Raw genomic sequence first — 14,817 nt, forward strand, 5'->3', positions numbered from 1 at the left:
CACTGCGGCCTGCGGCCTACGGCTTCCTGGGAACGATCTGCACGTCCAGATCGATCGTGATGCTGGAGCCGACGGCCGCGATGCCCCGCGCGAGCAGCGTCTGCCAGGTCAGCGTGAAGTCCTCGCGGTGCAGCTCGGTGGTCGCGCGGCAGGCGGACCGGGTCTCGCCTTCGAGCCCGCTGCCGATGCCGAGGTACTGGGTGTCCAGGGTCACCGTGCGGCTGACGCCGTGCAGGGTGAGCGCGCCGGTGACGCCCCAGCGGCTGCCGCCCCGGTGGGTGAAGCGCTCGCTGTAGAACTCGATCGTCGGGTACGCGCCGATGTCGAGGAAGTCGCCGGAGCGCAGGTGGTCGTCGCGCATCTGGACCCCCGTGTCGATGGAGGCGGCGTCGATCACCACGTGCATCGCGGACTGCTCCATGCGCTCGGCGATCCGCACGACACCGGCGAAGCTGTTGAACCGGCCGTGGATCCGGGCCAGTCCGATGTGCCGCGCGGTGAAGCCGATCTGGGAGTGCGTGGGGTCGATGTCCCAGTCCCCGGGCTCGGGGAGCTGGGCCTGGGGCGCGATCTGGAGCGCCAGGTCGCCGAGGGCGGCGACGCCGTGCTCGGGGACGACCGCCACGCCGCGGTACGGCGTGTAGCCCTCGGCGGTCACCGCGAGCCGGTACTCCCCCGCCGGCACCGTCGCCAGCACGCTGCCGTACGGGTCGGTCTCCCCGGCGAGAACCTTGCGGCCCGCCGTGTCGCTGACCGTGAACTCGGCCTGGCGGACCGGCTCGTCGACGGGGTCCAGGACCCGGCAGGTGAGGACGCCCGCCGAGGGCGGGACGGTGAGTCCCGCGAGCGGGCCTCCCCGGGCCGCCGCCGAACCGCGCTTGCCGAACAGACCACCGAACATGTCACGTACCCCCGGACCTGCCACCGGCGCCGGCCGGTGTCTCGCTCACTCGTTCACTTCATCAACGAAGACGCATTCGATCACTGATGAGAGGTTCGAGGCAAACGACGCAAGTGTTACCGGGAGTCCGAATATTCCGCATGGTCCTCCGGCACCTCGTCCCGCTCCGGCAGCTCCCGCAGCCGCGCCAGCGGCGAGGGCAGCACCCACAGCACGGCGAGCACCGCCCCGACCGTGGCGATCCAGAGGGTCGGCCGCAGCCCGACGACCGTGCCGAGCAGGCCGCCGACGAGCGCGCCCAGGGGGCGGAAGCCGTGGTTGAGGGTGCGGAAGGCGCCCATCACCCGGGACCGGATCGGGTCGGGTATCAGCGCCATCTGGAAGGACCCGGCGGCGATGTCCACCAGCATCACCCCCACGCAGGACAGGAACTCGGCGACGAACAGCAGCCCGAGGACCATCGGCAGCGGCCCGTCGGCGAGCGGTATCAGCACCAGCGGCAGGGTGAAGCCCACGAATCCGGCCACCAGCGAGGGGCCGATCCCGATCGCCCGGACGACCGCGCCGCTGCACGCCGCCCCGAGCAGACCGCCCACGGCCCCCGCCGCGAGCACGGCGCCCAGCACACCGGCGCTCAGGCCGAGTTCGGCCGTCGCGTAGAGCACGAAGAGGGTGTGGAACATGTAGTTGAAGAACTGGACCGTCCCGGAGGCGGCGAACAGCGCGCGCATCGACGCGTTCCGCAGCACCCAGCGCAGTCCCTGGACGAAGTGTCCCTTCTCGACGGGTGCGGGCGCCGGCTCGACGGGCCGGATCCGGGCCAGGTAGCCGGCCGAGACGACGTAGGTCAGCGCGTCCGCCGCCAGCGCGAACGGCGCGGTGAGGACCTGCACCAGCACACCGCCGATGCCCGGACCCGCGAGCCACGCCATCGAACGGCTGCCGTTGACGAGCGAGTTGGCCTGTACGTAACGGTCGGTGGGGACCATCGCCACGAACAGCGTGGTGTTGCACGCCTCGAACAGCACCGTGAGCGCCCCCACCCCGAAGGCCACCGCGTACAGGTGCCCGAGGGTCAGCAGGTCGAGCAGATAGGCCACGGGGAGGGTGATCAGCAGCGCCGCCCGGCCGAGGTCCGCCGCGATCATGGCGCGCCGCCGCCGCGCCTGCCGGTCGGCCCAGGCGCCGAGCGGCAGGTTGAGCAGCAGCGCGGGCAGCAGCTCGGCCGTCTTGAGCCAGCCCATCTGCGCCGCGTCGGCGCCGAGCACCAGGACGGCGGCGAGCGGGAGGGCCATGAGGGAGATCTGGTCCCCCACGAAGGAGACGGTCTGCCCCGTCCAGTACCTCCGGAAGGGCCGTTCCCGCATCAGCGCGGGTACGCGTTCGGCGATCGCCACCTCTGTCACTCCTCCCGGTCCACGAAGGCGATGCGCAGGATCCCCACGGGGCGGGCCCCCTCGGGCCGCTGTGCAGGGTCGTTCTCGCGCTCCTCATAGGGGCGCATGAGCTCGTCGATCCGCTGCCCGAGGCCGGTCAGCTCCTCGGGGGTCAGATGGAGCAGCGTGTCGCCGAACTCCTCGGCCTCCCGCCATTCGGCGGGCAGGGTGTGCCGGTTCTCGATGGCCCTGACGACCCGCTGGAAGTAGTGCTCCGCGACGGCGGCGCTGAGGGCGTCCGCCGCCTGGGCGACGGCGGCGTCCTCGCTGCGCTCCGGCCACTCGGTGAACCGGGCCGTCGCCCGCCAGGGCTTCTCCCTCCCCTTGCCGCCGGGCGCCTGCTCGACGAGCCCGTACTTGGCGAGCATCCGCAGGTGGTACGAGCAGCTGGCCACCGACTCGCCGACCAGCTCGGCCGCCTGGGTGGCGGTGTACGGGCCGCTCTTGCGCAGCAGGCCCACGAGGGTCATCCGGGTGGGGTGGGCGTAGGCCCGCAGGGCGCGCGGGTCGGTCAGCTCGATGCTGTGCCGCTGTTCGTGCGGCTGTTCCTGCTCCGTCATGATGAAAAGGTATCTTTAGAAAGACTCCTTTACAAGGATTTCTTTAGAAGGACTCCCTAGAAGGCGCCCAGCGCGTGGGCCGTCAACGTGTCCCCCGCCCCCGTCACCGCGACGGCCCCGTCCCGGTCCGTGCTCAGCACCCGCGCCCCACCGGCCCGCAGCGCCCCGACGGTGAGCGGCGAGGGGTGCCCGTACGGGTTGTCCCGGCCCGCCGACACCAGCGCCAGGCGGGGCCGCACCGCCCGTATCAGCCCCGGGTCCTGGTGGGCGGAGCCGTGGTGCGCGACCTTCAGCACATCGACGGCCGGCAACCCCGGGTACGCCCGCAACAGGCCCCGCTGGCCCGGGGGTTCGAGATCCCCGAGCAGCAACAGGCGCAGCCCGCCCGCCGCCCGCACGAACAGCGTCACACTCGCGTCATTGGCCCCGTCCTCCTCTCCGTCCTCCCCGAACCCGCCACGGGTGCCCCCTCCCCGCCCCGCCGACGCGCCCGCCGCCTCCCCCGCCCACAACACCCGCCACTCCAAAGGCCCCAGCACCCGCCGCTCCCCCGCCCGGGCCCGCACCAGCGGGACGCCCGCCGCCGCTGCCGTCCGGCGCACGAACTCCGCCTGCTCGGGCGGCCGCGCGAGCCCGGTCGTCTGGATCGCCCCCACCGCCCGCCCCCGCAACACCCCGGGCAGTCCGGCGACATGGTCGGCGTGGAAATGGGTCAGGACCAGCAGCGGGATCCTGCGCACCCCGAGCTCCCGCAGGCACCGGTCCACCAGCGCCGGTTCGGGCCCGGCGTCCACCACCACGGCGGTGTCCCCGCCGGCCGCCAGCACCGTCGCGTCGCCCTGGCCGACCTGGCACATCGCGAACACCCACCCCGGCGGCGGCCAGCCGGTCGCCCACCGCGCCAACGGCGGCGGGCGCACCACCGCCACGCACAGCAGCAGCACGCAGCCCGCCCCGACCCAACGCCGGTACGGCAGGCGCCGGGCGCCCGTCACCACGAGCGCGGAGAGCAGCGCGAGCAGCAGCCCGCCCCGCCAGCCGTCCGGCCAGTCGGTCTCCGCCCCGGGCAGCGCCGCCCCCGCCCTGGCCACCCCCGCGATCCATCCGGCGGGCCACCCGGCGACCGCCGCCACCGCCCCGGCCGCCCACGGCCACACCTGCGCCAGCCCGAGGGCCGCGAAGCCGAGCACCGTGGCCGGGGCCACCGCGGGCTCCACGAGGAGGTTGGCGGGGACCGCGACCAGGCTCACCCGGGCCGCGAACACCGCCACCACCGGCGCGCACACCGCCTGCGCCGCCAGCGTGGCCGCCAGCGCCTCCGCGATCCGGCCCGGCACCCGGCGCCGCCGCAGCGCCTCGCTCCACCGCGGGGCCACCGTGAGCAGCGCCCCGGTGGCCAGCACCGACAGCAGGAAGCCGTAACTCCGTGCCAGCCACGGGTCGTACAGCACCAGGACCAGCACCGCCGCCGCGAGCGCCGGGATCAGCGACCGGCGGCGGCCCGTCGCGACGGCCAGCAGCGTGACGAGCCCGCACGCCGCCGCCCGCAGCACGCTCGGGTCCGGCCGGCACACCACCACGAACGCCAGCGTCAGCACGCCCCCGACCACGGCGGTGGTCCGCAGCGAGATCCCGAGCCTCGGCGCGAGCCCCCCGCGCTCGACCCGCTGCGCGGACCCCGGCCGGCCGATCAGCAGGAGCAGCACCACGGTGAGGTTCGATCCGGAGACGGCCAACAGGTGCGTGAGGTCGGTCGCCTCGAAGGCGGCCTCCAGGTCGGGGCCGATCCGCGAGGTGTCGCCGACCACCAGGCCCGGCAACAGCGCCCGCGCGTCCGGGGGCAGTTCCTCCGTGGCCCGCCGCAGCCCGGCCCGCAGCTCCCCGGCCGTGCGCTGGAGCGCGCTCGGCGGCCCGGTGATCCGGGGCGGCCCGGCGCCGTCCGCCCGGAGCACGGCGGCGAAGGGATCGCCCGGGCGCGACGGGAGCCCGAGCCGGCCCGCCACCCGCAGCCGGGTCGACGGCAGCAGCCGCAGCCACTCCCCGCGCCCCTCGCCGGCGGGCACCAGGACCAGCACCGGCGCCCGGGTCCGGTGCACGGCGCCGTCCCGGTCCTCGACCAGGACGGCCTCGCCCTCCAGGACCACGGAGACCGGCATCGCACGGCTTCCGGCCTGCCGTGGCCGGGTCAGTCGCGGGTCCGAGCCCAGGACCACCTCCGCCGTCACCCGCCCGCCGTCCCTGGCGAGCCCGGGGACCGGACCGCGCCGCAGGTCGGCCGCGTGCAGCCCGCCGGACGCCGCACCGGCGGCGGCGCAGAGCAGCACCCCGGCGCAGGCGGTGGCCCGCAGCCCCGGCCGCGCCACGGGCCGCAGCAGCGGCGCGGCCCCGGCCAGGCAGAGCAGCACGCCCGCCACGCTCCACCAGCCGGTGACCCCCACGGCCACGGCCGCCCCGCCCCACGCGGCCAGGGCCGGCGGCACGAGCCGCAGATCGGCCGGTCCCTCGTCCCACGGCACGCGGTCTCCGGGGCTCATGGCCGCACCAGCGGTTCCAGGTCGGCGAACCGGCGCTCGCCGATCCCGTCGACCTCGCGCAGCTCGGCGACCGACCGGAAGCCGCCGTGCTCGACGCGGTGCTCCACGATGTGCCGGGCCAGCACCGGGCCCACTCCCGGCAGGCCGTCGAGCTGCTCCACGGTCGCCCCGTTGAGGCTCAGCGGCTGCGCGGGCCCCGGCACTCCCGCCGGTCCCGCCGCCCCCGCGACACTGCCGGGCGCCGCCGGAAGCCCCACGAGGACCTGCTCGCCGTCCAGCAGCACCCGGGCCCGGTTCAGGCCCGTGACGTCCGCCCCTGGCCGCACCCCGCCCGCCGCCCGCAGCGCGTCGGCGACCCGGGAGCCCGCGGGCAGCGTGAGCACCCCGGGAGTGCGCACCTTGCCGCCGACGTCCACGACGACCACGGCCGCCGAGGCCGAGGGCAACGGCGACGGCGAAGCCGACTCCGGCTCCCCGGCCGGCGCCCCGGCCTCCGGCAGCGGCCGGACCGCGCCGACGACTTCGGGGGCCCTGACCCGCTCGGGCCGCCCGGTCCAGAAGAACGCGCCCGCGACCCCCGCGGCCACCAGGAGGACCACGGCGAGCGCGGCCAGCGAGCGCCGTTCGAGCCCGCATCGGGTCTGCGCCCACAACGGCAGCCGGTCCCGCAGCGCGAACCGCAACCGCGCCCGTCGCGTCGGCCCCCGCGACGGCGAAGCCTCCGGGGGCGGCGACGGAGGCGGCGAGGGCGGAGGCGGTGACGGCGGGAGCGGCGGCGCGGTCACGGGAAACAGCGCCTCGCCCCGAACCCGTACGCCCGGAAACCCCCCAGCCCCAGCCCGAACCCCGAAGCCAGCCCCAGCCCCAGCCCCGACCCCACCCCGAGCCGCGTGCCGGGCGCGCGACCCGCCCCGGTGCCGGGCCCGTCCGTCGGAGCCCGGCGCCCGGCCGGGGCCGCTCGTGACCGCGGCACCCCGGGTCCGTCGACGCGTCGTTGCGATGTGTGTGCGAAGAGTCATGGACGAGACGGTAGGAGCATCCCACCCCTCGTGCCGACGACCCTCAATTCCAGTGGACTACCGCCCAGTTGTGGAAAACTCCGTCACCCGGACGGGTGCGCCCCGGACCGTCAGCGCGGCGAGACGACCACCGCGAGCAGGCCCGGCCCGGTGTGCGCGCCGATCACCGCGCCCACCTCGGTCACCTGGAGCTCCGCCGCTGCCGGCAGCCGGCCCCGCAGCCGCTCGGCCAGCGCGGCGGCGCGGTCGGGGGCGGCGAGGTGGTGGACGGCGATGTCGACGGGTCCGGCCCCGGCCCGCTCGACCGCGATCTCCTCCAGGCGCGCGATCGCCTTCGAGGCCGTGCGCACCTTCTCCCGCAGCTCGATCCGCCCGCCGTCCAGCTCCAGCAGCGGCTTCACGGCCAGCGCGGACCCGAGGAGCGCCTGCGCGGCGCCGATGCGCCCGCCCCGGCGCAGATAGTCGAGGGTGTCGACGTAGAAGAACGCGGAGGTGCCCTCGGCCCGCTTCTCGGCCGCCGCGACGGCCTCGTCCAGCGTGCCGCCCGCGTCGGCCGTCTCGGCGGCGGCCAGCGCGCAGAAGCCCAGCGCCATCCCCACCATCCGGGTGTCCACGACCCGTACCGGCACAGGGGCGTCCTTCGCGGCCACCACGGCGGCGTCGTACGTCCCGGAGAACTCGGCGGACAGGTGGAGCGAGACGATGCCGCGGGCGCCCGCGTCGGCGGCGGCCCGGTAGGCCGCGGCGAAGACCTCGGGGCCGGGCCGCGAGGTAGTCACCGAGCGGCGCTTCTGCAGCGCCTCGGCGAGGGAACGGGCCGAGATCTCGGTGCCCTCCTCCAGCGCGCGGTCGCCGATGACGACGGTGAGCGGGACGGAGGTGATGGCGTGCCGCTCCATCGTCTGGGGTGGCAGGTAGGCCGTGGAATCGGTGACGATCGCGACATGCCGGGACATGAGCGGGAGGTTACCCGCAGGGGCCCCGGCACGGCAGCCCGGCCCCCGCCGGGTCTCAGGTGGTGGTCTCCGGACGCGCCGTCTTCTCCCACGGATAGGGCGTCCGCAGCGGATCGGGGCCGGTGATCGCCTGCGGCTGCTCGGGCGCCGGGGCGCCCGTCTCGGACCACGAGAACGCGTCGCCGCCAGCCGACTGGGCGGACGCGGAGGCGGGCGCGGAAGCACCCTCCGTACCCGATCCGGTCCAGTGCCGCAGGGCACCCGCCTCCATGTCGATCTGCGCGCTGAGCGAGGACAGGTCGTCCTGGGCGAACCGCTGCGCCCGGTCCCTGGCCGCCCAGCGCAGGGCGTCGGCGGAGTGGGTGACCTGCTCGGTGCGGCGGCGGAGGTCGCCGAGCTGCTCGCGCACCCGCGACTTGTCCGGCTCCCGTTCGAGCCGCTTGAGGTCCTCGTCCAGCTCCCGCCCGTGCGAGCTCAGCCGCGCGAACAGGTCGAGGGACTCCTTCAGGGAGGCGTCCTCGGCGACACCGGCCTGGAGCGCGTCCTGGGTGGCGCGCATGGAGGTCCGCAGCGTGAGGCGGAGCTGTGCCAGCTCGCCCGCGACGCCGGTCTGGCCGAAGCTCTTGGCGCGCAGGGTGGTGTCCTCGACCGTGCGCCTGGCCTGGTCGATCGTGCGGTCCACACCGCGTTTGGCCGCCTTGGCCACCTTCACCGTGGCGTAGACCCCGAGCGCCACGAAGGCGACGAAGAGCAGCGCCATGATCACGATCGCGGCTTCCATGTGCCTCGCCCCTCCGGCTGCGGTTGTGGTTGTTCGACCCATGGTCCTTCGACCTGTGGTTCTTCCACGGTAAACGCAGAGGGCAGGCCAGGGGTTCCAACGGAACCCCCAACCTGCCCCCACCGACCCCCTAGGGGTCGCCGGACATCGGGTGCCGGACGTCAGGCGACGATGTTGACCAGCTTCGGCGCCCGCACGATGACCTTGCGGATCTCCGCGCCGCCCAGCGCCGCGACGACACCGGCGTCGGCCAGCGCCAGCGCCTCCAGCTCCGCGTCGGTGATCGACGGGGAGACCTCCAGGCGGGCCTTGACCTTGCCCTTGATCTGCACGACGCAGGTCACGGTCTCGTCCACGACGTACGCCGGGTCGGCGACCGGGAAGTCCTGGTGGACGACCGACTCGCCGTGGCCCAGGCGGTGCCACAGCTCCTCGGCGATGTGCGGGGCCAGCGGGGCCACCAGCAGCACCAGCTGCTCGGCGACCGGGCGGGACAGCGCGCCACCGGACTTGGTCAGGTGGTTGTTCAGCTCGGTGATCTTCGCGATGGCGGTGTTGAAGCGCATCGCGGCCATGTCCTGGGAGACCCCGTCGATGGCCTTGTGCAGGGCGCGCAGGGTGTCCTCGTCGGCCGGCTCGTCGACGACGGTGGTCCCGCCGGTCGCCTCGTCGACGATGTTGCGCCACAGGCGCTGCAGCAGGCGGTACTGGCCGACCACGGCGCGGGTGTCCCACGGCCGGGAGACGTCCAGGGGGCCCATGGCCATCTCGTACAGGCGCAGGGTGTCGGCACCGTACTCGCCGCAGATCTCGTCGGGCGTGACGGCGTTCTTCAGGGACTTGCCCATCTTGCCCAGGACGCGGCTGACCTTCTCGCCCTCGTACCAGAACGCGCCGTCGCGCTCCTCGACCTCCGCGGCCGGGACCGCGATGCCGCGGGCGTCCCGGTACACGAACGCCTGGATCATGCCCTGGTTGTACAGCTTGTGGAACGGCTCGGCGGAGGAGACGTGCCCCAGGTCGAACAGCATCTTGGACCAGAAGCGGGCGTACAGCAGGTGCAGCACGGCGTGCTCGGCGCCGCCGACGTACAGGTCGACGCCGCCGGTGGGCATCCCCTCGCGGGGCCCCATCCAGTACTGCTCGATCTCCGGGTCGACCAGCTTCCGGTCGTTGTGCGGGTCCAGGTAGCGCAGCTCGTACCAGCAGGAGCCGGCCCAGTTGGGCATGGTGTTGGTCTCGCGGCGGTACTTCTTCGGGCCGGCGCCGTCGCCCAGGTCCAGGGTGACGTGGACCCAGTCCTCGTTGCGGGACAGCGGGGTCTCCGGCTGGGTGTCCGCGTCCTCCGGGTCGAAGGTGCGCGGCGAGTAGTCCTCGACCTCGGGCAGCTCCAGCGGCAGCATCGACTCGGGCAGCGAGTGCGCGACGCCGTCCTCGTCGTAGACGATCGGGAAGGGCTCGCCCCAGTAGCGCTGGCGGCTGAACAGCCAGTCGCGCAGCCGGAAGTTGACGGTGCCCTCGCCGATGCCGCGCTCGGCCAGCCAGGCGGTGATCCGCTCCTTGGCCTCGACGACGCCCAGGCCGTCCAGGGCCACGTCGGCGTTGGCGGAGTTGACCAGCTTCGCCTCGTAGGAGGAGAAGGCGTCGTCCCAGGTGGACGGGTCGGTGCCGCGGTCGTCCGAGGGCTCCACGACGCAGCGCATCGGCAGCTCGAAGGCGCGCGCGAAGGCGAAGTCACGGCTGTCGTGCGCCGGGACGGCCATGATCGCGCCGGTGCCGTAGCCCATCAGGACGTAGTCGGCGATGAAGACGGGGACCCGCTCGCCGCTGACCGGGTTGGTCGCGTACGTGCCGGTGAAGACGCCGGTCTTCTCCTTGGCGTCGGCCTGCCGCTCGACGTCGGACTTGGCGGCGGCCTGCTTGCGGTAGGCGTCGACGGCCTCGGCCGGGGTCGCGTGGCCGCCGGTCCAGACCTCGTGGGTGCCCTCGGGCCAGGCGGCCGGGACGATCTTCTCGACCAGCTCGTGCTCGGGCGCCAGCACCATGTAGGTGGCGCCGAACAGGGTGTCCTGGCGGGTGGTGAAGACGGTGATCGCACCGGCGTCGCCGACCTGGAAGTCGACCCGCGCACCCTCGGAGCGGCCGATCCAGTTCCGCTGCTGCAGCTTGATGGCCTCGGGCCAGTCCAGCGCGTCCAGGTCGTCCAGCAGGCGGTCCGCGTAGGCGGTGATGCGCATGTTCCACTGGCGCAGCTTGGCCTTGAAGACGGGGAAGTTGCCGCGCTCGGAGCGCCCGTCGGCGGTGACCTCCTCGTTGGCCAGGACGGTGCCCAGGCCGGGGCACCAGTTGACCGGGGCCTCGGAGGCGTACGCCAGGCGGTACTCGCCCAGGACGTCGGCGCGCTCGACGGCGCCCAGGGCGTTCCAGTCACGGCCGCCGGGGACCTCGCGGGTGCCGTTCTCGAACTGCTCGACCAGCTCGGCGATCGGGCGCGCCTTCCGGGCGTCCGCGTCGTACCAGGAGTTGAAGATCTGCAGGAAGATCCACTGGGTCCAGCGGTAGTACTCGGGGTCGATCGTGGCGAACGAACGGCGCTTGTCGTGGCCCAGGCCCAGGCGGCGCAGCTGGACCTTCATGTTCTCCATGTTGGCCTCGGTCGACACGCGCGGGTGCGTGCCGGTCTGCACGGCGTACTGCTCGGCGGGCAGGCCGAAGGCGTCGAAGCCCAGGGTGTGCAGGACGTTGTGCCCGGTCATGCGCGCGTGGCGGGCGAAGACGTCGGTGGCGATGTAGCCCAGCGGGTGACCGACGTGCAGGCCCGCGCCCGAGGGGTACGGGAACATGTCCATGATGAACTTCTTGGGGCGCGCCACGACGGCGGCGTCCCCGGCCAGGTCACCGGTGGGGTTCGGGGCCTCGTAGGTCCCCTCGGCGTCCCAGGCGTCCTGCCAGCGTGCCTCGATGTCGGCGGCCATGGCCGCCGTATAGCGATGCGGGGCCGCCGTCTCGGCAGCCGTATTGATCTCGGTCATGATCCTTGAAGCTCCATCGATCGTCTCTGCCCACTGCCGGCAATTGCCACGAAACGAAAAAACCCCTCGCACAGGAGGGGGCGCCGCGCCGATGCCGACCGGATCTTCATCCGTCGGGACTGATCAGCGCGGCTCGCTAAGCAGAAGGCGTACGGCACGCATGGCGCCAGGGTACCGCAGGGCCTGTCCGGGCCGCATCGACGTTCCGGGCCGTGGACGTACGAAGAGGCACATGAAGAAAGCGGGCCATCCGATTCGGATGACCCGCTTCCCGACTGTGGAGCTAAGGAGATTTGAACTCCTGACCCCTTGCATGCCATGCAAGTGCTCTACCAACTGAGCTATAGCCCCTTGCCTTTCATCCCCGCTCCGGTTTCCGTTTCCGTTTCCCTCGCGGCGACAGACAGAACATTAACCGGACCTTCGCCGGATCACCAAATCGGTTCCCGGGCCCTCCGAACCCTGCGGGTAGGGTCGCCCCCTGTGACCGAGTCCGTGCTTGCCCGCTCCCCCGCCCGAAGGTGGCCCCTGGCCACCGCCGCCCTCGTCTGCCTGCTGTCGTTCGCGGCCTTCTGGGTGGCGCAACGCCTCGCCCACGTGAACATGCTCGACGTGATGGTCTACCGGGCCGAGGCCGAGACGCTGCGGGCCGGCGAGGACCTGTACGCGATGCGGGCCACGTCGGCGAACCTCGCCATGACCTACCCGCCGTTCGCGGCCGTGCTGTTCCTGCCGCTGACCCTGGTGTCCGTCCCCCTGATGCGGACGCTCACCACGGCGGGGAACCTGCTCCTGGTCGTCGCCCTGGTGCAGTTGTCGCTCCAGCTGATCCGCCCGGCGCTGTCCCGCGCGGGAGCGCGCGCCGACCTGTGGCGCACGACCCTGTGGATCGCCGCGATCGTGGTCTGGTGCGAGCCGGTGTGGACGACGCTGCGGTACGGGCAGATCAACCTGCTCGTCGCGGTGGCGGTGCTGTGGGATCTGACACGCCGCGAGGGCAGCCGCTGGGCCGGACTCGGCATCGGGCTCGCGACCGCCGTCAAGCTCACCCCGGGCCTCTTCGTGGTCCTGCTGCTCGCCGCCGGGCTGCTGCTGTGGCGCCGCGACCGCGCCCTCAACCAGTGGCTGCGGACGGCGCTGACGGCGACGGGCGTCTTCCTGGTGACGACGCTCACCATGGCGCTGGCCCTGCCGGCGGACTCGAAGAAGTTCTGGACCGGGACGCTGTTCGAGACGGGCCGGGTCGGCCACGCCGAGGAGACCGCCAACCAGTCCATCAGCGGGGTCCTGGCCCGGCTGCTGCACACCGACGCCCCGGGCCTGTGGTGGGTGGCCGCGGCGGCCCTGCTGGGCGGCGCGGCGATGGTGCTGGCGGTGCGCGCGGCCGTGCGCGGCGACAAGGCGGTGGCCGTGCTCACGACCGCCTTCACGGCGCTGATGATCAGCCCGATCTCCTGGTCCCACCACTGGGTGTGGTGCGTGCCGCTGCTGATCCTGCTGTACGACCGGACGGGGCGGCTGTGGCCCGTGACGGGCGCGGTGGCGCTGGCCTTCGCCTCGTTCGCGCTCTGGTGGGTGCCGCACGACCCGGGCCGTCCCGAACTGGACCAGAACGCGGGCCAGATGCTGCTGTCGGCGGTCTACCCGCTCACGGCGACGCTGGTGTTCGCCGGGTACGCGCTGACGCTGCGTCGGCGGGCGGCCGAGCGCCGGGGCGCGACCGCGCGGGACACCGCGACGGCGGCGGCCCGGGAGGCCGAACCGGTGGCGGCTCAGGCCGTCGCGAAGGAGTAGAACCGCTTGAGGGTGCAGTGCTCGTCGAGGAGCCGGCCGTAGATCGGCTCCCCTTCGAGTTCACGGTAGGTCTCGATGGGGTCGCCTTTTATGATCAGCGCCCGCGCGCATTCCTCGCACCAGTACTGGAACGCGGGGTTGACCGGGTCCATGTCCCGGACGATCGGCGTACCGCTGCCGCACCAGTCGCACTTCCGCCTGTGTGCACCCATCCCTCAGCTCCGGCTGTGACGACAGGGCGGACACGACGGCCACGACGGCCACGGACGGGACGCGGCTGGTTCCGCGACGGCATCGGCTTCGGTCACCTCGGCACCGTCCACGGCCATGCGCGCTCCCTCCCGCCCCGGACCCACGTCCCCCTCCGGCGGTCCGATTCTGCCATGGCCCCGCAAGGACGTCAGCGCCGTCGGCATCGGCGCCGACACCGGCACGAGGGCGCGGAAACGACGAATCCCGCCCCCTGTTGGGGACGGGATTCGAGGATTTGTGGAGCTAAGGAGATTTGAACTCCTGACCCCTTGCATGCCATGCAAGTGCTCTACCAACTGAGCTATAGCCCCTCGTGTTCTTCGCGCTCTGCGCTGCGAACAAGAAGAACTCTAGCCTGTGACCCACCGGAAAGTGAAATCCGGGGTCCCCGGGCCCTGGGCCGGGCTCAGGTGTCGTCGCCGAGGACGGGCTCGGGCAGCGTGCCGGCGTTGTGCTCCATGAGGCGCCAGCCGCGCGCGCCCTCGCCGAGGACGGACCAGCAGCAGTTGGAGAGCCCGCCAAGGCTCTCCCAGTGCCGGGCCTCCAGGCCCAGCAGCCGGCCGATGGTGGTGCGGATGGTGCCGCCGTGGCTGACGACGACGAGGGTGCCGTCCCGGGGCAGCTTCTCGGCGTGCTCCAGGACCACCGGGGCGGCCCGGTCGGCCACCTCGGTCTCCAGCTCGCCGCCACCGCGGCGCACCGGCTCGCCCCGCTTCCAGGCGGCGTACTGCTCCGCGTAGCGCGAGGTGATCTCGTCGTGGGTGAGGCCCTGCCACTCCCCCGCGTAGGTCTCCCGCAGCGCGGCGTCATGGGCGACCGTGAGGCCGGTGACCGCGGCGAGCTCGGCGGCCGTGGCCGCCGCCCGCTTCAGGTCGGAGGCGACGACCGCATCGGGCTCCAGGGCCGCGAGCAGCCGGGCCGCCCGGCGCGCCTGGGCGACGCCGGTCCCGGTCAGCTCGATGTCCGTGGAGCCCTGGAAGCGGCGCTCCAGGTTCCAGGAGGTCTGGCCGTGGCGCCACAGGACGATGCGGCGGCCGGTGCCGCCCTGGCCGCCGCTCAGCTCAGCTCACCGTCCGCCCCGTCGGTGCCCATGAGACGGGCGTGCTCCTCGGCCTTGCCGTGGGTCTTCACGGCGTCCTCGGGGAGGGCGATCTCGGGGCAGTCCTTCCACAGGCGCTCCAGCGCGTAGAACACGCGCTCCTCGCTGTGCTGGACGTGGACGACGATGTCGACGTAGTCGAGAAGGATCCAGCGGGCGTCCCGGTCGCCCTCACGGCGCACCGGCTTGGCGCCGAGCTCCTTGTTGAGCCGCTCCTCGATCTCGTCGACGATCGACTTGACCTGGCGGTCGTTGGGGGCGGAGGCGAGCAGGAAGGCGTCGGTGATCGACAGCACATCGCTGACGTCGTACGCGATGATGTCGTGCGCGAGCCGGTCGGCCGCCGCCTGGGCGGCGAGGGTGACGAGCTCGATGGAACGGTCCGTGGCGGTCACAAGCAGGCTTTCGTCGGCGGTCATGGGTCCCCTCAAGGGTCTCATGTACCGCCGACGT

12 protein-coding genes and 2 tRNA genes are annotated in these 14,817 nt (G+C 73.3%); 1 reads left to right on the forward strand and 13 read right to left on the reverse strand.

Translation table 11 applies throughout. From position 1 onward, the window contains the following. Nucleotides 1-16 precede the first annotated feature (16 nt). From AB0C99_RS26640 to AB0C99_RS26680, 9 genes are all read right to left on the reverse strand, one after another. Nucleotides 17-901, reverse strand: a complete 885-nt coding sequence (locus AB0C99_RS26640; protein ID WP_362479888.1) for a YceI family protein — start codon at nt 899-901, stop codon at nt 17-19. A gap of 116 nt (nt 902-1,017) precedes the next feature. Further along, nucleotides 1,018-2,298: an MFS transporter gene (locus AB0C99_RS26645; RefSeq protein ID WP_362479891.1), complete on the reverse strand. Its 1,281-nt coding sequence runs from the start codon at nt 2,296-2,298 to the stop codon at nt 1,018-1,020. 5 nt (nt 2,299-2,303) lie between these two features. Continuing rightward, nucleotides 2,304-2,897 carry a helix-turn-helix domain-containing protein gene (locus AB0C99_RS26650; RefSeq protein WP_362479894.1) on the reverse strand — a complete coding sequence of 198 codons (594 nt, stop codon included), beginning with the start codon at nt 2,895-2,897 and terminating at the stop codon, nt 2,304-2,306. Between the two features lie 56 nt (nt 2,898-2,953). Continuing rightward, complete coding sequence (locus AB0C99_RS26655; RefSeq protein WP_362479896.1) at nt 2,954-5,431, reverse strand: ComEC/Rec2 family competence protein; 2,478 nt, start codon at nt 5,429-5,431, stop codon at nt 2,954-2,956. Then, on the reverse strand, nt 5,428-6,450 hold the full coding sequence (locus AB0C99_RS26660; protein ID WP_362479899.1) for a ComEA family DNA-binding protein: 1,023 nt from the start codon (nt 6,448-6,450) through the stop codon (nt 5,428-5,430). The genes AB0C99_RS26655 and AB0C99_RS26660 overlap by 4 nt, the downstream gene beginning before the upstream one ends. Before the next feature lie 110 nt (nt 6,451-6,560). After that, nucleotides 6,561-7,406 (reverse strand): DegV family protein, encoded by an 846-nt coding sequence (locus AB0C99_RS26665; protein ID WP_362479902.1) that lies wholly within the window; start codon nt 7,404-7,406, stop codon nt 6,561-6,563. A 55-nt stretch (nt 7,407-7,461) separates the two neighbouring features. Further along, nucleotides 7,462-8,187 carry a hypothetical protein gene (locus AB0C99_RS26670; protein ID WP_362479905.1) on the reverse strand — a complete coding sequence of 242 codons (726 nt, stop codon included), beginning with the start codon at nt 8,185-8,187 and terminating at the stop codon, nt 7,462-7,464. Nucleotides 8,188-8,348: 161 nt separating this feature from the next. Next, a complete protein-coding gene (gene leuS, locus AB0C99_RS26675; protein ID WP_362479907.1) occupies nt 8,349-11,219 on the reverse strand; it encodes a leucine--tRNA ligase in 2,871 nt (956 codons plus the stop codon). Nucleotides 11,220-11,497: 278 nt separating this feature from the next. Then, nucleotides 11,498-11,570 (reverse strand) — tRNA-Ala (locus AB0C99_RS26680). Nucleotides 11,571-11,702: 132 nt separating this feature from the next. Between AB0C99_RS26680 and AB0C99_RS26685 the strand changes: the two genes are divergently transcribed. Then, nucleotides 11,703-13,013, forward strand: a complete 1,311-nt coding sequence (locus AB0C99_RS26685) for a glycosyltransferase 87 family protein (protein ID WP_362479910.1) — start codon at nt 11,703-11,705, stop codon at nt 13,011-13,013. Here the strand turns inward: AB0C99_RS26685 and AB0C99_RS26690 are convergent. The 4 genes from AB0C99_RS26690 to rsfS form a co-directional block, all read right to left on the reverse strand. Then, nucleotides 12,992-13,225: a hypothetical protein gene (locus AB0C99_RS26690; RefSeq protein WP_361163216.1), complete on the reverse strand. Its 234-nt coding sequence runs from the start codon at nt 13,223-13,225 to the stop codon at nt 12,992-12,994. The two genes, AB0C99_RS26685 and AB0C99_RS26690, sit on opposite strands and share 22 nt — an antisense overlap. Before the next feature lie 278 nt (nt 13,226-13,503). Then, nucleotides 13,504-13,576, reverse strand: a tRNA-Ala gene (locus AB0C99_RS26695). Nucleotides 13,577-13,671: 95 nt separating this feature from the next. Beyond that, nucleotides 13,672-14,325: a histidine phosphatase family protein gene (locus AB0C99_RS26700; protein ID WP_362480025.1), complete on the reverse strand. Its 654-nt coding sequence runs from the start codon at nt 14,323-14,325 to the stop codon at nt 13,672-13,674. Continuing rightward, entirely contained in the window at nt 14,322-14,759 is a 438-nt protein-coding gene (gene rsfS / locus AB0C99_RS26705; protein WP_362480027.1) for a ribosome silencing factor, read from the reverse strand. Before rsfS ends, AB0C99_RS26700 begins: the two co-directional genes overlap by 4 nt. Nucleotides 14,760-14,817: the final 58 nt, after the last annotated feature.

Origin of the sequence: Streptomyces sp. NPDC048659 (assembly GCF_040650575.1) — a bacterium.
Lineage (GTDB): Bacteria > Actinomycetota > Actinomycetes > Streptomycetales > Streptomycetaceae > Streptomyces.